General features: G+C 62.9%; 17 protein-coding genes. 14 read left to right on the top strand and 3 right to left on the bottom strand.

Features of this window, described 5'->3' with window-relative positions; translation table 11 throughout:
• Positions 1-31: 31 nt before the first annotated feature.
• Both ilvA and ACKJSM_RS04040 read left to right on the top strand, forming a co-directional pair.
• Entirely contained in the window at positions 32-1546 is a 1515-nt protein-coding gene (gene ilvA / locus ACKJSM_RS04045; RefSeq protein WP_011336426.1) for a threonine ammonia-lyase, biosynthetic, read from the top strand.
• Between the two features lie 41 nt (positions 1547-1587).
• Entirely contained in the window at positions 1588-2001 is a 414-nt protein-coding gene (locus ACKJSM_RS04040; protein ID WP_410236682.1) for a DUF2269 family protein, read from the top strand.
• A gap of 119 nt (positions 2002-2120) precedes the next feature.
• On the opposite strand, the gene ACKJSM_RS04035 is transcribed toward ACKJSM_RS04040, so the two are convergent.
• On the bottom strand, positions 2121-2777 hold the full coding sequence (locus ACKJSM_RS04035; protein ID WP_236178777.1) for an HAD family hydrolase: 657 nt from the start codon (positions 2775-2777) through the stop codon (positions 2121-2123).
• Positions 2778-2920: 143 nt separating this feature from the next.
• Between ACKJSM_RS04035 and ACKJSM_RS04030 the strand changes: the two genes are divergently transcribed.
• Complete coding sequence (locus ACKJSM_RS04030; RefSeq protein WP_236178778.1) at positions 2921-3400, top strand: RNA pyrophosphohydrolase; 480 nt, start codon at positions 2921-2923, stop codon at positions 3398-3400.
• Positions 3401-3422: 22 nt separating this feature from the next.
• On the top strand, positions 3423-5702 hold the full coding sequence (ptsP, locus tag ACKJSM_RS04025; RefSeq protein ID WP_339486539.1) for a phosphoenolpyruvate--protein phosphotransferase: 2280 nt from the start codon (positions 3423-3425) through the stop codon (positions 5700-5702).
• A 96-nt stretch (positions 5703-5798) separates the two neighbouring features.
• Here the strand turns inward: ptsP and ACKJSM_RS04020 are convergent, their stop codons facing one another.
• Positions 5799-6545, bottom strand: coding sequence for an NRDE family protein (locus ACKJSM_RS04020; RefSeq protein WP_236178780.1), 747 nt, complete (start codon positions 6543-6545; stop codon positions 5799-5801).
• A gap of 129 nt (positions 6546-6674) precedes the next feature.
• On the opposite strand from ACKJSM_RS04020, the gene ACKJSM_RS04015 reads away from it, so the two are divergent.
• The 3 genes from ACKJSM_RS04015 to ACKJSM_RS04005 all read left to right on the top strand — a co-directional run bounded on the left by ACKJSM_RS04015 (position 6675) and on the right by ACKJSM_RS04005 (position 9391).
• Complete coding sequence (locus ACKJSM_RS04015) at positions 6675-7457, top strand: sulfite exporter TauE/SafE family protein (RefSeq protein WP_236178781.1); 783 nt, start codon at positions 6675-6677, stop codon at positions 7455-7457.
• Positions 7458-7553: 96 nt separating this feature from the next.
• Positions 7554-8369, top strand: a complete 816-nt coding sequence (gene lgt / locus ACKJSM_RS04010) for a prolipoprotein diacylglyceryl transferase (protein WP_039767887.1) — start codon at positions 7554-7556, stop codon at positions 8367-8369.
• A 50-nt stretch (positions 8370-8419) separates the two neighbouring features.
• Complete coding sequence (locus ACKJSM_RS04005; RefSeq protein WP_410236681.1) at positions 8420-9391, top strand: thymidylate synthase; 972 nt, start codon at positions 8420-8422, stop codon at positions 9389-9391.
• Between the two features lie 59 nt (positions 9392-9450).
• Here ACKJSM_RS04005 and cadR read toward each other — a convergent pair whose 3' ends face one another.
• On the bottom strand, positions 9451-9900 hold the full coding sequence (gene cadR / locus ACKJSM_RS04000) for a Cd(II)/Pb(II)-responsive transcriptional regulator (protein ID WP_007953454.1): 450 nt from the start codon (positions 9898-9900) through the stop codon (positions 9451-9453).
• 85 nt (positions 9901-9985) lie between these two features.
• Between cadR and ACKJSM_RS03995 the strand changes: the two genes are divergently transcribed.
• The 7 genes from ACKJSM_RS03995 (at position 9986) to ACKJSM_RS03965 (ending at position 18925) form a co-directional block, all read left to right on the top strand.
• On the top strand, positions 9986-12307 hold the full coding sequence (locus ACKJSM_RS03995; RefSeq protein WP_410236680.1) for a heavy metal translocating P-type ATPase: 2322 nt from the start codon (positions 9986-9988) through the stop codon (positions 12305-12307).
• 16 nt (positions 12308-12323) lie between these two features.
• Positions 12324-13187 carry a LysR family transcriptional regulator gene (locus ACKJSM_RS03990; RefSeq protein WP_039767890.1) on the top strand — a complete coding sequence of 288 codons (864 nt, stop codon included), beginning with the start codon at positions 12324-12326 and terminating at the stop codon, positions 13185-13187.
• 107 nt (positions 13188-13294) lie between these two features.
• A complete protein-coding gene (locus ACKJSM_RS03985; RefSeq protein ID WP_236178785.1) occupies positions 13295-14371 on the top strand; it encodes a putative 2-aminoethylphosphonate ABC transporter ATP-binding protein in 1077 nt (358 codons plus the stop codon).
• Positions 14371-16095 (top strand): putative 2-aminoethylphosphonate ABC transporter permease subunit, encoded by a 1725-nt coding sequence (locus ACKJSM_RS03980; protein ID WP_410236679.1) that lies wholly within the window; start codon positions 14371-14373, stop codon positions 16093-16095. The genes ACKJSM_RS03985 and ACKJSM_RS03980 overlap by 1 nt, the downstream gene beginning before the upstream one ends.
• A 47-nt stretch (positions 16096-16142) precedes the next feature.
• On the top strand, positions 16143-17168 hold the full coding sequence (locus ACKJSM_RS03975; RefSeq protein ID WP_410236678.1) for a putative 2-aminoethylphosphonate ABC transporter substrate-binding protein: 1026 nt from the start codon (positions 16143-16145) through the stop codon (positions 17166-17168).
• Between the two features lie 57 nt (positions 17169-17225).
• Positions 17226-18359, top strand: a complete 1134-nt coding sequence (locus ACKJSM_RS03970; protein WP_410236677.1) for a TIGR03364 family FAD-dependent oxidoreductase — start codon at positions 17226-17228, stop codon at positions 18357-18359.
• Positions 18359-18925 carry a phosphonate degradation HD-domain oxygenase gene (locus ACKJSM_RS03965; RefSeq protein ID WP_410236676.1) on the top strand — a complete coding sequence of 189 codons (567 nt, stop codon included), beginning with the start codon at positions 18359-18361 and terminating at the stop codon, positions 18923-18925. The genes ACKJSM_RS03970 and ACKJSM_RS03965 overlap by 1 nt, the downstream gene beginning before the upstream one ends.
• The last annotated feature ends 57 nt before the right edge of the window (positions 18926-18982 follow it).

The following is an 18982-nucleotide window of genomic DNA, read 5'->3' as shown; positions in this document are numbered from 1 at the left end:
GTCCCGCTCAACCGCTCAGTGATGCTTTCCGATGCTCGAACAGTACGTCAAAAAGATCCTCACCTCGCGCGTTTATGACGTTGCCGTAGAAACCCCGCTGCAGAACGCTCGCCAGCTCTCCGAGCGGCTGGGCAATGACATTTGGCTCAAGCGCGAAGACTTGCAGCCAGTGTTCTCGTTCAAGATTCGCGGCGCCTACAACAAGCTGACGCAACTGAGCGATGAAGAGCGCGCACGCGGCGTGGTCACCGCGTCGGCGGGCAACCACGCGCAGGGCCTGGCCCTGGCGGCCAAAGTGCTGGGCGTGAAAGCGACCATCGTGATGCCCAAGACCACCCCGGAGATCAAGGTCGAAGGCGTGCGCTCGCGTGGCGGCAAAGTGGTGCTGCACGGCGATTCCTTCCCGGAAGCCCTGGCCTACTCGCTGAAACTGGTCGATGAAAAAGGCTACGTCTACATCCACCCGTACGACGATCCGCACACCATTGCCGGGCAGGGCACCGTGGCGATGGAAATCCTGCGCCAGCACCCGCAGCCGCTGGACGCGATCTTCGTTCCGGTGGGCGGCGGCGGTCTGATCGCCGGCATCGCGGCATACGTGAAATACCTGCGCCCGGACATCAAGGTCATCGGCGTCGAGCCCGACGACTCCAACTGTTTGCAAGCGGCGATGGCGGCAGGCGAACGCGTAGTGCTGCCGACCGTGGGCATCTTCGCCGACGGCGTGGCGGTGGCACAGATCGGCCAGCACACCTTCGACATCTGCAAGGATTACGTCGATGAAGTGATCACCGTCAGCACCGACGAAATCTGCGCGGCGATCAAGGACATCTACGACGACACCCGTTCGATCACCGAACCGGCCGGCGCCCTCGGCGTGGCCGGGATCAAGAAGTACGTCGAGCAGCGCGGCGTCAGCGGCCAGACTTTCGTGGCCATCGACTCCGGGGCCAACGTCAACTTCGACCGCTTGCGCCACGTCGCCGAGCGCGCCGAACTGGGTGAAGGCCGCGAAGCGATCATCGCCGTGACCATCCCGGAGAAGGCCGGCAGCTTCAAGGCCTTCTGCGAGGCCATCGGCAAGCGCCAGATCACCGAATTCAACTACCGCTATAACAATGGCAGCGAAGCGCACATCTTCGTCGGCGTGCAGACCCACCCGGACAACGATCCGCGCAGTGCACTGCTGGCGAGCCTGACCGAGCAGGGTTTCCCAGTGCTCGATCTGACCGACAACGAACTGGCCAAACTGCACATCCGCCACATGGTGGGCGGTCGCGCCGCGCACGTGGTCGATGAAGTGGTGCTGCGCTTCGAGTTCCCGGAGCGTCCGGGCGCGCTGTTCAACTTTCTCAACAAGCTTGGCGGTCGCTGGAACATCTCGATGTTCCACTACCGCAACCACGGTGCAGCGGACGGCCGCGTGGTGGCGGGCCTGCAAGTGCCCCACGACGAACGTCATCTGGTGCCCGCAGCCCTTGAGGAAATCGGCTACCCGTACTGGGACGAAAGCGACAACCCGGCCTATCAGCTGTTTCTTGGCTGAACGGCTACGCTGATGGGTATGGCCCAAGGAACGAGAAATACATGGAAACCCTGACCACCCTGAAAGTCCTTCACGTCGCGGCGACCGTGGTGATACTGGCGAGCGGGCTGGGGCTCGCCGCTGTTTCCTGGCGTAATCGCAGCGAGGGGCCGGCCAGCACGATGCAGCGACCCTGGTTGTTCGTCTGGTGTCTGATGCTGATCGGCGTGCTCAGCATGCCTTTCACCGGCTGGTGGCTGGTGCACCTGATTGGCTGGCCGTTGGGGCAATTCTGGATTCTGGGGTCCAGCGTGATCTATGCCGTTGCCACATTCAGTGCGGTCTGGCTGCTTGTTCGGCTTAATCGACTATGGACCAGCGGGGTCGGCAACCGGACATTCAATCTGGCGCTGGCGATTGTCAGCGGGGTCGGATTTCTCGCCATTGCGGCGTTGATGGGGGCCAAGCCGGTTTAAGGTTTGAAGTCGTGTCAACCCAATCGCTGGCAAGCCAGCGCCCACATTTGATCTGAGGCGTTCACAAATCTCCTGTGGGAGCTGCGGTGCGACGATTCGACTTGCCTGCGATGGCGATATCAGCCGCGCAGGCTTATGACGGGCCAGCCGCGCTTCTCGGCTTCGGCCCGCAGGTTCGGGTCCGGGTCGACCGCTACCGGATTCGCCACCTGCTCCAGCAGCGGCAGGTCATTCATCGAGTCGCTGTAGAAGTAGCTGTCTTCCAGCGAATGCCCGGTTTCTTCCAGCCAGCGGTTCAGGCGCGTCACCTTGCCTTCACGGAAGCACGGCACGTCGGTGCTGCGCCCGGTGTAGCGACCGTCCCGCATCTCGCACTCGGTGGCGATCAGGGTTTCAACGCCCAGGCGCACGGCAATCGGCGCGGTGACGAAGCGGTTGGTGGCAGTGATGATCACCAGTTTGTCGCCGGCATCGCGGTGCTTTTTCAGCAGTTCAAGCGCCTTCGGCAGGACGATCGGCTCGATGCAGTCGCGCATGTAATCGCTGTGCCATTGCTCAAGCACGACCATCTCGGTGCGGCCGAGGATCTCCAGGCAGAAGTTCAGGTAAGCGGCGTTATCCAGTTTGCCGGCCAGGTAATCCTGATAGAACTCGTCGTTGCGCGCCTTGTAGGCGATCGGATCGAGGAAGCCGCGTTCGCACAGATAATCGCCCCAGGCGTGATCGCTGTCGCCGCCCAGAAGGGTGTTGTCCAAATCGAATAAAGCCAGGCGCATTGCAGTTACCCGCTGAAAAGTCAGTAAAAAGGCCACAAGAATACGGTCTTTTCACAAGAGTGCACATAAGCTCGGAACCTTCGTTGCCGCCTTCACAACCTTTGTGGAACAATGCGGCGACATGCGTTTGCGAGGTTGTTGCCGTGATCGACCCCGATGGTTTCCGCCCCAATGTCGGGATCATTCTGACGAATGACGCCGGCCAGGTGCTATGGGCTCGCCGTATCAATCAGGATGCCTGGCAGTTTCCACAAGGGGGAATCAACCCCGAGGAGACGCCTGAAGACGCCTTGTACCGCGAGCTGAACGAAGAAGTGGGCCTGGAACGCGAAGATGTTGAAATTCTCGCCTGTACCCGGGGCTGGTTGCGCTATCGTTTGCCGCAACGTCTGGTGCGAACCCACAGCCAACCGCTGTGCATCGGCCAGAAACAGAAATGGTTTCTCCTGCGCCTGATCTCCAGTGAGCAGCGGGTGCGGATGGATTTGACCGGTAAACCGGAGTTCGATGGCTGGCGCTGGGTCAGTTATTGGTATCCGTTGGGCCAGGTGGTGACATTCAAGCGCGAAGTGTATCGCCGCGCTCTCAAAGAGCTTGCACCGCGCCTTTTAGCGCGCGACTGACGACGGAGTTCGACCCCGAGCCATGCTCAATACGCTGCGCAAGATCGTCCAGGAAGTTAACTCCGCCAAGGATCTCAAGGCGGCGTTGGGGATTATTGTGTTGCGCGTCAAAGAGGCCATGGGCAGCCAGGTCTGCTCGGTCTACCTGCTTGATCCAGAGACCAACCGCTTCGTGCTGATGGCCACCGAGGGCTTGAACAAGCGCTCGATCGGCAAGGTCAGCATGGCACCCAATGAAGGTCTGGTTGGCCTGGTCGGCACGCGTGAAGAACCCCTGAACCTTGAAAACGCCGCGGATCACCCGCGCTACCGCTACTTCGCCGAGACCGGCGAGGAGCGCTACGCCTCGTTCCTCGGGGCGCCGATCATTCACCACCGCCGCGTCGTCGGCGTGTTGGTCATTCAGCAGAAAGAACGCCGCCAGTTCGATGAGGGTGAAGAAGCCTTCCTCGTGACCATGAGCGCGCAGCTCGCCGGGGTCATCGCCCACGCCGAGGCCACAGGGTCGATCCGTGGCCTGGGCCGTCAGGGCAAGGGCATCCAGGAGGCCAAGTTCGTCGGCGTGCCGGGTTCGCCGGGCGCAGCGGTCGGTACCGCGGTGGTCATGCTGCCGCCGGCGGATCTGGACGTGGTGCCGGACAAGACCATCACCGACATCGATGCGGAACTGGCGCTGTTCAAGACCGCCATCGAAGGCGTGCGCGCCGACATGCGTGCGTTGTCGGCCAAACTGGCGACCCAGTTGCGTCCGGAAGAGCGCGCGCTGTTCGACGTCTACCTGATGATGCTCGACGATGCCGCGCTGGGCAGCGAAATCACCAAAGTGATCAAGACCGGTCAATGGGCCCAGGGCGCGCTGCGCCAGGTCGTGACCGATCACGTCAATCGTTTCGACTTGATGGACGACGAGTACCTGCGTGAGCGGGCCTCTGACGTCAAGGACCTGGGCCGCCGCCTGCTCGCCTACCTGCAGGAAGAGCGTCAGCAGAACCTGGTCTACCCGGAAAAAACCATTCTGGTCAGCGAAGAACTGACGCCGGCGATGCTCGGCGAGGTGCCGGAAGGCACGCTGGTCGGTCTGGTCTCGGTGCTCGGTTCGGGCAACTCCCACGTCGCGATCCTGGCCCGGGCCATGGGCATCCCGACGGTGATGGGCCTGGTCGACCTGCCGTACGCCAAGGTCGACAACATCGAGATGATCGTCGATGGCACCAAGGGCGAGGTCTACACCAACCCCAGCGAAGTGCTGCGCAAACAGTTCACCGAGGTGGTGGAGGAAGAGAAACAACTGGCGTTGGGGCTCGATACCCTGCGCGACCTGCCGTGCGTGACCCTCGATGGCCACCGCATGCCGCTGTGGGTCAACACCGGCCTGCTGGCGGACGTTGCGCGGGCGCAGCAGCGTGGCGCCGAAGGCGTCGGTCTGTACCGCACCGAAGTGCCGTTCATGATCAACCAGCGCTTCCCGAGCGAGAAAGAACAACTGGCGATCTACCGCGAGCAGCTCGCCGCGTTCCACCCGCAACCGGTGACGATGCGCAGCCTCGACATCGGCGGTGACAAGTCGCTGTCTTACTTCCCGATCAAGGAAGACAACCCGTTCCTCGGCTGGCGCGGGATCCGCGTCACCCTCGACCACCCGGAAATCTTCCTGGTGCAGACCCGCGCGATGCTCAAGGCCAGCGAAGGCCTGAACAACCTGCGGATCCTGCTGCCGATGATCTCCGGCATCCACGAGCTCGAAGAGGCGCTGCACCTGATCCACCGGGCCTGGGGTGAAGTGCGCGACGAAGGCACCGACGTGCCGATGCCGCCGGTGGGCGTGATGATCGAAATTCCTGCGGCGGTTTACCAGACCAAAGAGCTGGCGCGGATGGTGGACTTCCTGTCGGTCGGCTCCAACGATCTGACCCAGTACCTGCTGGCGGTGGACCGCAACAACCCACGGGTGGCCGACCTCTACGACTACCTGCACCCGGCGGTGCTGCAAGCCTTGCAGACCGTGGTGCGTGACGCCCATGCCGAAGGCAAGCCGGTGAGCATCTGCGGCGAGATGGCCGGTGACCCGGCGGCCGCGGTGCTGTTGATGGCGATGGGTTTCGACAGCCTGTCGATGAACGCCACCAACCTGCCGAAGGTGAAATGGATGCTGCGCCAGATCAACCTGAGCAAGGCCAGGGATCTGCTGGCTGAACTGATGACCATCGACAACCCGCAGGTGATCCACAGCTCGCTGCAACTGGCGCTGAAGAGCCTCGGACTGGCGAAGATGGTCAATCCGGCGGCGGTCAAGCCCCTCTAGCTCGAATAGCGCCCATCGCGAGCAAGCTCGCTCCCACATTGGAATGCATTGCCTTGTGGGGGCAGCCTGCTCGCGATGGCGTCAGTTCAGGCGCCGCTAAATCAGAATCTCCACTTCCCCCAGATGCCCGCCATACGGCCCGAAACTACGCTCCACCATCCGCCGCGTCCCATCCGCTTGCACGATCAGCGCCGTGCTCGCCCGCGTCCCGTAGCTCTGGCTGGCAATGAACACACTCGACAGCAACGACTCGGTCGCCAGCCCCACGCCGGTATCCGGCAGTTCGGCAAACGGCGCCGTTTGCGCATCGCTCAATAAGGCCAACAATCGCTCGGGCTGCGGATCATCCAGCACCGCACTCAAGGCCGCCCTGGCCTTGAGCAGTTTCGGCCACGGCGTATCCAGCCCGGCGTTGGACAGGCCATAGACGCCGGGCTGCAACATCACAGGCTCCATAGACCGCGCATTGAAGTGCCACAGTTCGTTGGCATTGCCCAGCAGCAGGTTGAAGCCGGCATATTCCGGCGAACGGGCGACCACGTCGGACAAATAGTCATCGATCGACAGGTTTCCGGTGAGAAAACTTGCGACCAGCTCACCCCGAGAGCGTCGCGCCGGCGGCTGATGCGGATCGCGGATGTTGGTCAGCGCCGCAAAACGACCGTTGGCGCCCAGGCCGAGCCAGGTGCCCCCAGCCTCAAGATCGCGACCGGCGTGAACCTGCGGCGACTCGGGCCACTGCGCCAGCGGCAGGCTGGGCCGGGCGTAGAATTCGTCACGGTTGGCCGCGACGATCAGCGGCTGGGCATGCCCCGGCCGCCAGGCGAAAACGATCAGGCACATAAGGTGGTCCTTGTGTGTTTTTGCCCACTCTACGCAGACATCGTCCGTGCATCCATCGCCAGTTCCGCCTGAGGCCCTGCATCCGTTACCATGCCGCTCCGGTTTTGGGACGCGCCTTGGGAGGCAGCCATGGAATTTCTGCTCTATCTGGCGCTTGGCGCCTGTGCGGGCGTATTGGCCGGGCTGTTCGGGGTGGGCGGCGGGATCATCATCGTCCCGGTGCTGGTGTTCAGTTTCACCTTGCAGGGCTTCGATCCGTCGATCCTGACCCATCTGGCGGTCGGCACGTCCCTGGCGACGATCATCTTCACCTCGGTCAACGCCGTGCGTGAGCATCACCGGCGCGGTGCGGTGCGCTGGCCGATCTTCCGCTGGATGACCGTGGGCATCCTGCTCGGCGCCGGTTTCGGTGCGCTGACGGCCGAAGCGATCTCCGGCCCGAACCTGCAAAAGATCATCGGTGTCTTCGCCCTGGTGATTGCGGCGCAGCTGGCGCTGGACGTCAAACCCAAGGCCAGCCGAACGGTGCCGGGTAAACTCGGTCTGACCGTGGCCGGCAGTGTCATCGGCTGGGCATCGGCGATTTTCGGGATTGGCGGCGGCTCGCTGACCGTGCCGTTCCTGACCTGGCGCAGCGTGCCGATGCAGCAGGCGGTGGCGACCTCATCGGCCTGCGGCCTGCCGATTGCCGTGGCCAGTGCCATAAGTTTCATGATTCTGGGCTGGCATGATCCGTTGCTGCCGGCCCATAGTCTCGGTTTTGTGTATTTGCCGGCACTGCTCGGTATTGCCCTGACCAGCATGGTGTTCGCCCGTGTCGGCGCGCGGCTGGCACACAGGTTGTCGCCAAAGTTGCTGAAACGGCTGTTCGCGGCTTTGCTGTTTTGCGTGGGCCTGAGCTTTCTGTTCTGAGCCGTTTGTTTTGGCCGGTCGCAATCCTGGCTTAATCCTGAGGTGACAGCGTCGCCCGGGAATTTTTGAAGATTTGAATGCTAACGAGGAGTCGCAATGCTGCCTTACCCGCAGATCGATCCGGTGGCCCTGGCCATCGGTCCGCTGAAAATCCACTGGTACGGCCTGATGTACCTGGTCGGTATCGGCGGCGCGTGGCTGCTGGCATCGCGCCGGCTCAACCGTTTCGACCCGACCTGGACCAAGGAAAAACTCTCCGACCTGGTGTTCTGGCTGTCGATGGGGGTGATTGTCGGCGGGCGTCTGGGCTATGTGCTGTTCTATGACCTGAGCGCTTACCTGGCCAACCCGACGCTGATTTTCGAAGTGTGGAAGGGTGGCATGTCGTTCCACGGCGGGTTCATCGGCGTAATGCTGGCCGCGTTGTGGTTCGGCAAGCGTAACGGCAAGTCGTTCTTCCAGCTGATGGACTTCGTCGCGCCAATGGTGCCGATCGGTCTGGGCGCCGGGCGTATCGGCAACTTCATCAACGCCGAGCTGTGGGGCAAGGCCACCGACGTGCCGTGGGCCATGGTGTTCCCGCCGTTCAGCGACCCGGCGCAACTGCCGCGTCACCCGTCGCAGCTGTATCAGTTCGCGCTCGAAGGCGTCGCGCTGTTCCTGATCCTCTGGCTGTTCTCGCGCAAGCCGCGGCCGACCATGGCGGTCTCGGGCATGTTCGCGCTGTTCTACGGCATCTTCCGTTTCATCGTCGAATTCGTCCGCGTGCCGGACGCGCAACTGGGCTACCTGGCCTGGAACTGGCTGACCATGGGTCAGGTTCTCTGCGTACCGATGATCATCGGCGGGCTGTTCCTGATCTGGCTGGCCTACCACCGCGCCCCGGCGGCGCCGGTTGCCCCGACAGCTTAAATATTCGAACCCCGGCGACGTCTGCCGGGGCTCAAGGACACAGGTAACTCATGAAGCAATATCTCGATCTGGTGTCGCACGTCATCACCAACGGCACCAAACAGGCCAACCGTACCGGCGTGAACACCATCAGCTTTCCGGGCGCCATGCTGCGCTTCGATCTGCAGGAAGGTTTCCCGGCGATCACCACCCGCAAGATGGCCTTCAAGTCGGCCATCGGCGAGATGTGCGGCTTTCTGCGGGGCGTGAACAGCGCCGCCGAATTCCGTGCGCTGGGCTGCAAGGTCTGGGATCAGAACGCCAACGAAAACGCCCAGTGGCTGGCCAACCCGTTCCGCCAGGGCGAAGACGACCTCGGCGAGATCTACGGCGTGCAATGGCGCAAATGGCCGGCGTACAAGCAGATCCCGCTGAGCAACACCGCGGCCATCGAACAGACCTTGAGCAATGGCTACAAACAGATTGCCCAGGGCGAAGAAGGCGGTCAGGCCTACGTGGTGCTGTACAAAGCCATCGATCAGGTGCGCCAGTGCGTCGACACGATCATCAAGGACCCGGGCAGCCGCCGCATCCTGTTCCACGGCTGGAACTGCGCCCAGCTCGATGAAATGGCCTTGCCGCCGTGCCATCTGCTGTACCAGTTCCACCCGAACGTCGAAACCAAAGAGATTTCTCTGACCCTCTACATCCGCTCCAACGACCTGGGTCTGGGCACGCCGTTCAACCTCACCGAAGGCGCTGCGCTGCTGAGCCTGATCGGTCGCCTGACCGGCTACACGCCGCGCTGGTTCACCTATTTCATCGGTGACGCCCACGTCTATGAAAACCACCTGGACATGCTCAACGAACAGCTCAAGCGTGAGCCGTTCGCCATGCCGAAGCTGAAGATTTCGGATCGCGTGCCGGAGTTTGCCAAGACGGGTGTTTATCAGCCGGAATGGCTGGAGCTTGTAGAGCCAAGCGACTTCTCGCTGGAAGGCTACGAGCACCATGCGCCGATGACCGCGCCGATGGCGGTCTGAAGCACGAGTGACAAACAACTGAGGGAGCCAAATGGCTCCCTCAGTTGTTTCTGGCGTTCTTAATGACCGTGGCTGCGGCCCACATGCGAATGCTCAACCTCCGCCGCCACAACCCCGCCGCTCACCTCCAGCCGCTGCAGGATCCCGCACTGATCCGCTTCCGGCCCTTCGCCACAGCGCTGGCGCAGGTCGAGCAGTTGCGTCTGCAATGCCAGTAACCCATCGATTCGCGCCTTGACGTGCTGGATGTGCTCGTCGATCAGCGCATTCACGCTTTCGCACTGATCCTGCGGGCTGTCGCGCAAGGCGAGCAGGCTGCGGATTTCTTCGAGGGTCATGTCGAGGGTGCGGCAGTTGCGGATGAAGGTCAGGCGCTCGGCGTGGGCCTGGGTGTAGACGCGGTAGTTGCCGTCGCTGCGGGCCGGTTCCGGCAGCAGGTTTTCGCGCTCGTAGTAGCGGATGGTTTCCACGGCGCAATCGGTCTGTTTTGCCAGTTCTCCGATCTTCATGACGGCCATCTCCAAAAAGGGTGCTTGACCCTATAGTGGCTACAGGGTCTTTACTTGGCAACAGGCACCTTCATGGACGCGACCAATGAGCGATTCCCTGCACACCCACCCTCACACCCACAAGCCCGGCGACGGGCACGATCACAGTCACAAACTGCAGCCTGTGCATAAACATGCCCACGGCGGCGATTCCTGCTGCGGGTCGAAAGTCGCAGCACCGACACCCGTTCATGCGCACGAAGAGTCCTGCTGCGCGTCGAAAGTCGCCGCACCTTCGCTTGTTCAACTGAGCGAGGCAAAAAGCGCCGACGCCCGACTGAGCAGTTTCCGCATCGAGGCGATGGACTGCCCGACCGAACAGACGCTGATCCAGAACAAGCTCGGCAAACTGGCCGGGATCCAGCAGCTGGAATTCAACCTGATCAACCGCGTGCTCGGCGTGACCCACAATCTGCCGGACACCGCGCCGATCATCGACGCGATCAAATCCCTCGGCATGCAGGCCGAGCCACTGGAGGCGGGCGTTGAAACGCCAACGCCAGCGCCGGTGAAAAAACACTGGTGGCCGCTGGCACTGTCCGGCGTCGGTGCGCTGGCCGCTGAAGTGATCCACTTCACCAGCGCCGCCCCGACCTGGGTGGTGGCGATCATCGCGCTGATCTCAATCCTCAGCGGCGGCCTCAGCACCTACAAGAAGGGCTGGATCGCCCTGAAGAACCGCAACCTCAACATCAACGCGCTGATGAGCATCGCCGTGACCGGTGCGGTGTTGATCGGCCAGTGGCCGGAAGCGGCGATGGTGATGTTCCTGTTCACCGTGGCCGAGCTGATCGAGGCCCGTTCGCTGGATCGCGCGCGCAACGCCATCAGCGGTCTGATGCAGATGACGCCGGAGCAAGCCACAGTGTTGCAGGTGGACGGCAACTGGGTCGAACTGGATGTCAAAAGCATCGATCTCGGCGCCCGCGTGCGGGTAAAACCCGGCGAGCGTATTGCGCTGGACGGTGAAGTCGTGAGTGGCAGTTCGACCATCGATCAGGCGCCCATTACCGGCGAAAGCCTGCCGGTGGAAAAAACCGTCGGTGACAAAGTCTTCGCGGGCACCATCAACCAGGCCGGTTCGCTGGAATACGCCGTGACAGCCGCAGCCAACAACTCCACTCTGGCGCGGATCATCCACGCCGTGGAGCAGGCGCAAGGCGCGCGGGCGCCGACCCAGCGTTTCGTCGATCAATTCTCGAAAATCTACACGCCGGCGGTTTTCGTTCTGGCCTTGGCTGTGGCGATTATCCCGCCGCTGTTCATGGGCGCCGCGTGGTTCGACTGGATCTATCGCGCGCTGGTGCTGCTGGTCGTCGCGTGCCCGTGTGCATTGGTGATTTCCACGCCGGTGACCATCGTCAGCGGCCTCGCGGCTGCGGCGCGCAAAGGCATTCTGGTCAAGGGCGGCGTGTACCTGGAGGGCGGTTTCAAGCTCGACTATCTGGCCCTCGACAAGACCGGCACCCTCACCCACGGCAAACCGGTGCAGACCGATTTCCTGTCCCTCGACCCGACTGCCGACGCCACGGCTCCGGCGATTGCCGCTGCGCTGGCCGGTCGCTCCGATCACCCGGTGTCGCTGGCCATCGCCCATGCGGCTGTGGATAAAGGTTCTGCGGCTCTGCCTGTGGATAACTTCGAAGCGCTGGCCGGTCGTGGCGTAAAAGGCGAGGTCAACGGTCAGGTCTACCATTTGGGTAACCATCGTCTGGTGGAAGAGCTGGGCCTGTGCTCGCCGCAACTGGAAGAAAAACTGTTCGCGCTGGAGAAACAGGGCAAGTCCGTGGTGCTGCTGCTCGACCGTTCCGGCCCGCTGGCGCTGTTCGCCGTGGCGGATACAGTCAAGGAAACCAGCCGCGAGGCGATCCGCCAACTGCACGAACTGGGCGTGAAAACCCTGATGCTCACCGGCGACAACGTCCACACCGCGCAGGCGATTGCGGCGCAGGTCGGGATCGATCAGGCCAAGGGCGACCTGTTGCCGACTGACAAACTGCAAGCCATTGAGGACCTCTACGCCCAGGGGCATCGGGTCGGCATGGTCGGCGACGGCATCAACGACGCGCCCGCACTGGCGCGGGCGGAGATCGGTTTTGCGATGGCGGCGGCAGGCACCGATACGGCGATTGAAACCGCCGATGTCGCCCTGATGGACGATGATCTGCGCAAGATTCCGGCGTTCATCAGCCTGTCGCGCCATACCGCCGCTATCCTCAAACAGAACATCGCGCTGGCGCTGGTGATCAAAGCGATCTTTCTTGGGGTAACCTTCGCCGGGCTCGCCACCATGTGGATGGCCGTGTTTGCCGACATGGGTGTGAGCCTGCTGGTGGTGTTCAACGGTTTGCGCCTGCTGCGCAAATAGAGGAAGAGGGACGTTTGTGCTGAGTGCCGAGCTGAAAGCGTTTTACATGGTGGCCCGCCTGGGCAGCATCACGCTGGCGGCGAAAAAGCTCGGCCTCAGCCAACCGACCGTGACCACTCAGATCCGCAATCTGGAAAGCCAGTATTCGGTGGAGCTGTTCTACCGGGGCGGCCGACGCCTGAGTGTCAGCGACGAGGGCGCGCGGCTGTTGCCGATGGTCAAGGCGTTGCTGCAGCAGGAGGCCGATATCGAGTTCTTCCTGCGCAACAGTGGTCAGGTGCAGGGCACGTTGCGCATCGCCGCCACCGCGCCGTATTACATCCTCGATCTGGTGAAGACCTTCCGCGAGCGCCTTCCGCAGGTGGAAGTGTCGGTGGAAATCGGCAACTCCCAGCAAGTGCTCGAAGCGCTGGAGGATTACCGGGTGGATGTCGCGGCGTCGTCGCAGTTGCTCGACGATGCGCGGTTGATCCGCCGGGTACTCGGCAGTGATCCGCTGGTGCTGGCGGTGCATCGCAATCATCCGCTGGCGGCGCACGACCATGTGGCGCTGAGCGCGCTGGCCGGGCATACCCTGCTGATGCGCGAATCCGGCTCGACGACCCGGCGGCTCACCGAAGAATTGCTCGCCAGCGCCGGGGTCAGTTTCGGCCCGTTGCTGGAGATCGGCAGCCGCGAGTCGATCCGCGAAGCGGTGCTGCGCAACATCGGCATCAGCATCATCGCCCGCCAGGAAGTGCCGCACGACCCGCAGTTGCGGGTACTGACCCTGGAAAATGCACCGCAGATTCCCGAATACCTCTACTGCCTCAAGGAACGCAAGAACGCCCGCTTGCCGGCGGCGTTTCTCGGACTGGCGCAGGAAATGTCCCCGGCCTGATCAACCAAAATCCCTGAATACCACTATCGGTCGTTTTTGCCTCACTGCCATATGACCGACGCATTACAACTCTAGGATTCGTCTCATCTGCTTGATGAGGCCTTTCCATGAACCCTGCAATCGCAACTGCCCTGACCAACCCCGGCGCACCGATGAAAGTGCGCGGCGTGCAGAAGCGCTTCGGCGCTTTCACGGCGCTGGATAATGTCTCCCTCGATGTCGACGCCGGTGAGCTGGTGTGCCTGCTTGGCCCGTCGGGCTGTGGCAAGACCACGTTGTTGCGTTGCATCGCCGGCCTGGAGAAACAGGACAGCGGCGAGTTGTACCTCGGCGAGCGCGACGTTTCCCACTTGGCGCCGCAGGCCCGGGACTATGGCATCCTGTTTCAGTCCTACGCGCTGTTTCCCAATCTGACCGTCGAAGCGAACATTGCCTACGGCCTCGCCGGTAGCGGTCGCGATGAAGTGCGCCGTCGGGTCGGTCAGATGCTGGAACTGGTCGGCCTCACCGGCAGTGAGAAAAAGTACCCGGGCCAGTTGTCCGGCGGCCAGCAACAACGGGTGGCGCTTGCCAGGGCTCTGGCACCGGCGCCGTCGCTGCTGTTGCTCGACGAACCGATGTCCGCCCTCGACGCCCGGGTCCGCGAGCATCTGTGCACCGAGCTGCGTCAGTTGCAACGCAACCTCGGCATCACCACCCTGATGGTCACCCACAATCAGGACGAAGCGATGCTGATGGCCGACCGCATCGCCGTGATGAACAACGGCAAGGTCGAGCAGTACGCCACCCCGCAGGACATCTACAACCGCCCGGCCACGCCGTTCGTGGCCGAGTTTGTCGGCCAGGGCAACTGGCTGCCGTTCCAGCGCAGCAGCGACAGCCACGCCAAGGTTGGCGGGATGAACCTGCGCCTGGCCGACGGCAGCGTCCACAGCCCGTCGGGCCGGCTGTTCTGCCGCCCGGAAGCGATCAACGTCAATCCGCTGGTGCACGAGGAAAACCTGTTCCCGGCCAAGGTCCGCGAGATCACTTTCCTCGGCAACCGCTGCCGCATGAGTTTCGAACTCGATCAATTGCCCGGTCACGCCTTGCTCGCTGAACTGGCGCCGGAAGCCATGCCGCGCCTCGGCGCCCAGCAGATCATGGTCGCCTTGCCGCCGCGCAGCCTGCAGGTGTTTGCCTGATGAACAGCAACCTCGCACTGCCGCTACCGCACAAGCAGGCGCGGCAGGTGTCCGGGGCCGAGGTCGGCGACCGGATCTTCGTCCTCGGCGGCAAACTCCTGCTGCTGGTGCTGCTCGGTGTGGCGGTATTGTTGCCATTGCTGGCGATCTTCTGGCGTGGCTTCAGCAGCGAAGCCGGGCAGGGCGGTGGCTGGCTCGCCGCGAAGGAACTGGTGACCAGCGACAATTTCCACTGGCTGCTCGGCAACAGCCTGAAAGTTTCCCTCAGCGTCGCGGCCATTGTCGTACCGCTGGCCTACCTGTTTGCCTACGCCTTGCAGCGCACATTGATTCCGGCGAAAGGCATCTGGCGCGGGATTTCGCTGCTGCCGCTGATGGCGCCGTCGATGTTGCCGGGGATTGCGCTGGTTTATCTGTTCGGCAATCAGGGCCTGTTGCGCGGGCTGCTGTCGGACAACATCTACGGTTTCTGGGGGATTGTTCTGGGTGAGGTGATCTACACCTTCCCACACGCCTTGATGATTTTGCTGTCGGCCCTGTCGCTGGCGGACGCGCGATTGTTCGACGCTGCGTCGAGCATGGGCGCCAGTCCAGCAAAGGCCTTTCGCAGCATCACTTGGCCGGCGACCCGTCAGGCCGTGTTCGCCGCGTTCTGCCTGGTGTTCACCCTGACCATCACCGATTTCGGTGTGCCGGTGGTGGTCGGCGGCGACTATCAAGTGCTGGCGCTGGAAGCCTACAAAGCCGTGGTCGGCCAGCAGCAATTCGGTCGCGGCGCGTTGATCGGCATGGTTCTGCTGCTGCCGGCGCTGTTCAGCTTCGGGGTCGATGCCTGGTTGCGTCGGCGTCACGGCGACGCCATGAGCGGCCGCGCCCAGGTGTTCAAGCCGGCACCGTCGACGAAACGCGATGCCTTTTATCTCAGCGTTGTCCTGCTGATCAGCGCCGCATTGCTGCTGGTGTTCGGCATGGCGGTGTTCTCATCGCTGGTGAAGTTCTGGCCGTACAACCTGTCGCTGTCGCTCAATCACTACCAGTTCAACGAAACCGCCGGCGGTGGCTGGCTGGCCTACGGCAACAGTTTGAAGATGGCGCTGGGCACGGCGTTGATCGGCAGTGTGCTGATCTTCACCGGCGCTTATCTGATGGAAAAGACCCGCAGCCAGCGCGGACTGAATCTGATGCTGCGCATGCTCAGTTTCGTACCGATGGCAGTGCCGGGGCTGGTGCTCGGTCTGGGTTACGTCTTCTTCTTCAACCTGACCGGCAACCCGCTGCATGTGCTGTACGGGACCATGACCCTGCTGATCGTCTGCACCATTGCTCACTATTTGACCACTGCGCAGATGACCGCCACCACCGCGCTGCGCCAACTCGACGCCGAATTCGAAGCCGCCGCGCTGTCGCTCAAGGCGCCGCTATACCGGCATTACCTGCGGGTGACCGTACCGATCTGCCTGCCGGCGCTGCTGGACATCGTGCGCTACCTGTTCGTCTCGGCCATGACCACTGTGTCCGCCGCGATCTTCCTCTACAGCCCCGACACCATCCTCGCGGCGGTGGCAGTGCTGAACATGGATGACGCCGGCAACGTCGGCGGCGCGGCGGCGATGTCGACCCTGATTCTGTTCACCTCGGCGGGCGTGTCCTTGCTGCTGGCGTGGGCTTCGCGCGGCTTGCTGCGCCGTTCCCAGGCCTGGCGGCAAACGGCGCCCGGCCACTGATCCACGACTTGTCCCTATCGCCTCAACTCACCTACAGGAAAACGATCATGTTCAAGCCTATGGCCCTGGCCGCTGCTGTGCTCGCAACTTTCAGCCTGAATGCCTTCGCGGCAAAAACCGAGTTGACGGTGTACACCGCCCTCGAAGCCGAACAGTTGAAGTCCTACAAAGAGGCCTTCGAAAAGGCCAACCCGGATGTCGAGATCAAGTGGGTGCGCGATTCCACCGGGATCATCACCGCCAAACTGCTGGCCGAAAAGGAGCGCCCGCAGGCTGACGCGGTCTGGGGCCTGGCGGCGTCGAGCCTGGCGATCCTCGATCAGCAGGGCATGCTGCAAAGCTATGCGCCGAAAGACCTGGGCAAGATCGGCGCGAACTACCGCGACGCCGCCAACCCGCCAGCCTGGGTCGGCATGGACGTGTGGGCCGCGACCATTTGCTTCAACACCGTCGAAGCCGAGAAACAGGGCCTGACCAAACCGGTGAGCTGGCAGGACCTGACCAAGCCCGAGTACAAGGGCAAGATCGTGATGCCGAACCCGGCCTCGTCCGGCACCGGTTTCCTCGACGTCAGCGCCTGGCTGCAAACCTTCGGTGAGAAGCAGGGCTGGGCCTACATGGACGGCCTGCACCAGAACATCGGCCAGTACGTTCACTCTGGCTCCAAGCCTTGCAAACTGGCGGCGGCGGGCGAATTCCCGATCGGAATTTCCTTCGAATACCCGGCCGTTCAGCTCAAGCGTCAGGGCGCGCCGCTGGACATCATCCTGCCGAAGGAAGGCCTGGGCTGGGAGATCGAAGCCACCGCCGTGATCAAAGGCACGCCGCACGCAGAGGCCGCGAAAAAACTGGCCGACTTCTCCGCCAGCGCTCCGGCGATGGACCTGTACAAGGAAAACTTCGCCGTCCTCGCCCAGCCGGGCATCGCCAAACCGCAGACCGAGCTGCCGGCCGACTACGAGCAGCGCCTGATCAAGAACGACTTTGCCTGGGCCTCGAAGAACCGCGACGAGATCCTGAGCGAATGGCGCAAGCGCTATGACGGCAAGTCCGAGAAAGTCGCTGCCAAGTAAATTTTCTTACCCGATCGTTCCCACGCAGAGCGTGGGAACGATCATTGAGGTCGCTGCATGACACAACATAAAGACTTGCTGATCGTCGGCGCCGGCATCCTGGGCCTGTCCCACGCCTGGGCCGCCGCCCGGCGCGGTCTCAATGTCACGGTTTTCGAGCGCACCGCCACGCCTCTCGGCGCCTCGGTTCGCAACTTCGGCCAGGCACTGGTCACCGGCCAGCCACCGGGCCCGATGCTCGAGCTGGCCAAGGCCAGCCGCGAGATCTGGGGCCAGTGGGCGCAGCTCGCCGGCCTGCAACTCAGGCGCAACGGCTCGTACCTGTTCGCCCGCACCGAGGCCGAAGAACATTTGCTGGAAGCCTTCTGCGCCGGGCGCGCCGTGGAGCATGACTACCGCGTCGAGCTGCTGCGCGGTGCCGCGTTGCGTGATCTGTATGGCGGCCAGTTCGGCCATCACCGCGCCGCGCTGCACGGGATGGACGATCAACAGCTGTATTCCCGGGAAGCGATTCCGGCGCTGATCGAGTACCTGCGTCGCGAACTCAACATCGAATTTCACTTCTCGACGCTGGTGCGCGACGTCGAACCGGGACGCCTGCACAGCACCGTCGGCAGCTTCACCGCCGAGCAGATCATCGTCTGTTCCGGCCACGATTATCAGACCTTGCTGGCCGAGCCGATTGCCGCCCTCGACCCGCAAATCTGCCGCCTGCAAATGCTCCGCGCCCGGCCGCAGATCGACCTGAACTTGCAGCACGCCCTGCTCACCGGCCTCAGCTGCGTGCATTACGGCGCCTTCGCCGACCTGCCGGAGGCGGCCGCCGTGCAGGCGCAAATCCTGCGCGAGCAACCGCACCTGCAGGCAAATGGTATTCACCTGCTGATCAGCCCGACACCTTATGGCGAGTTGATCATCGGCGATTCGCACCATTACGGCAGCGATCCATCGCCGTTCAACGGCGAGCAGGTCGATAACTGGATGCTTGAACTGGCCGAACAGACCCTCGGTTGCAAGGTGCAAGTGGTCGAGCGCTGGCAGGGTGTCTATGGTTCCCGGGGGCCGGGGCCGTTTTCGTTCCTGCGTCCTGCACCGGGGTTGAGTGTGGCGCTGATGCACAGCGGCGTCGGCATGAGCGTCGGCCCGGCGATGGCCGAGCGCAATGTGGCACAGCTATTTGGAGAGCGTTGATGGGGCGTCACGAGCAAGTCATCGACCGGGTGTTCGGCCTTTATGAGCGCTTCGGCACCAGCGACTACATCGGCGAACCGGTGTCGCAGATCGAGCATATGTCCCAGGCGGCGCAACTGGCCATCGCCGAAGGCTTCGACGACGAAGTGGTGCTCGCCGCGTTCTTCCACGACATCGGCCACTTGTGTGCCGAAGGTGCGCAGAACATGGGCGGTTACGGCGTGGTCAGCCACGAGCGCCTCGGTGCGGACTATTTGCGTGAGGCCGGCTTCAGCGAACGTCTGGCGCGGCTGGTGGAATATCACGTCCAGGCCAAGCGCTATCTGACGCTCCGGGAGCCAGGCTATTACGCGCGCTTGAGCGAAGCCAGCCGCCGCACCCTGGGCTATCAGGGCGGGGTGATGACCGAGGCCGAAGCCGATGCGTTCGAGCAGGATCCGTTGTGCGCCGTCAGTCTCAGGATGCGTCAGTGGGATGAGTTGGCGAAGGCGATGGGGGTGCCGGTGATGGATTTGGCGGTGTTGAAGCACAAGGCTTTTGCCGTGCTGTCCCGCGAAGTGCGCTGACCTTTCTTACCCCAATCCGGGAAAGGGTGCATGGCGCGTGTTGCGCCTTCTGCCCAG

Origin of the sequence: Pseudomonas sp. PHC1, from assembly GCF_046487845.1 — a bacterium.
GTDB classification, from domain to species: Bacteria; Pseudomonadota; Gammaproteobacteria; order Pseudomonadales; family Pseudomonadaceae; genus Aquipseudomonas; species Aquipseudomonas sputi.
The sequence above is the reverse complement of the archived record's forward strand: the minus strand, read 5'-3'. Positions and strand labels throughout refer to the sequence as shown.

Bases quoted from the DNA above. Each gene is read 5' to 3' on its own strand.
- ACKJSM_RS03970 (WP_410236677.1), top strand. From the start codon at position 17,226: ATGACACAACATAAAGACTTGCTGATCGTCGGCGCCGGCATCCTGGGC.
- ACKJSM_RS03965 (WP_410236676.1), top strand. From the start codon at position 18,359: ATGGGGCGTCACGAGCAAGTCATCGACCGGGTGTTCGGCCTTTATGAG.
- ACKJSM_RS04020 (WP_236178780.1), bottom strand. From the start codon at position 6,545: ATGTGCCTGATCGTTTTCGCCTGGCGGCCGGGGCATGCCCAGCCGCTG.
- ACKJSM_RS04040 (WP_410236682.1), top strand. From the start codon at position 1,588: ATGGAAACCCTGACCACCCTGAAAGTCCTTCACGTCGCGGCGACCGTG.
- ACKJSM_RS04035 (WP_236178777.1), bottom strand. From the start codon at position 2,777: ATGCGCCTGGCTTTATTCGATTTGGACAACACCCTTCTGGGCGGCGAC.
- ACKJSM_RS04005 (WP_410236681.1), top strand. From the start codon at position 8,420: ATGAAGCAATATCTCGATCTGGTGTCGCACGTCATCACCAACGGCACC.
- ACKJSM_RS03985 (WP_236178785.1), top strand. From the start codon at position 13,295: ATGAACCCTGCAATCGCAACTGCCCTGACCAACCCCGGCGCACCGATG.
- cadR (WP_007953454.1), bottom strand. From the start codon at position 9,900: ATGAAGATCGGAGAACTGGCAAAACAGACCGATTGCGCCGTGGAAACC.
- ACKJSM_RS03975 (WP_410236678.1), top strand. From the start codon at position 16,143: ATGTTCAAGCCTATGGCCCTGGCCGCTGCTGTGCTCGCAACTTTCAGC.
- lgt (WP_039767887.1), top strand. From the start codon at position 7,554: ATGCTGCCTTACCCGCAGATCGATCCGGTGGCCCTGGCCATCGGTCCG.
- ACKJSM_RS03995 (WP_410236680.1), top strand. From the start codon at position 9,986: ATGAGCGATTCCCTGCACACCCACCCTCACACCCACAAGCCCGGCGAC.
- ACKJSM_RS03980 (WP_410236679.1), top strand. From the start codon at position 14,371: ATGAACAGCAACCTCGCACTGCCGCTACCGCACAAGCAGGCGCGGCAG.
- ilvA (WP_011336426.1), top strand. From the start codon at position 32: ATGCTCGAACAGTACGTCAAAAAGATCCTCACCTCGCGCGTTTATGAC.
- ACKJSM_RS04015 (WP_236178781.1), top strand. From the start codon at position 6,675: ATGGAATTTCTGCTCTATCTGGCGCTTGGCGCCTGTGCGGGCGTATTG.
- ptsP (WP_339486539.1), top strand. From the start codon at position 3,423: ATGCTCAATACGCTGCGCAAGATCGTCCAGGAAGTTAACTCCGCCAAG.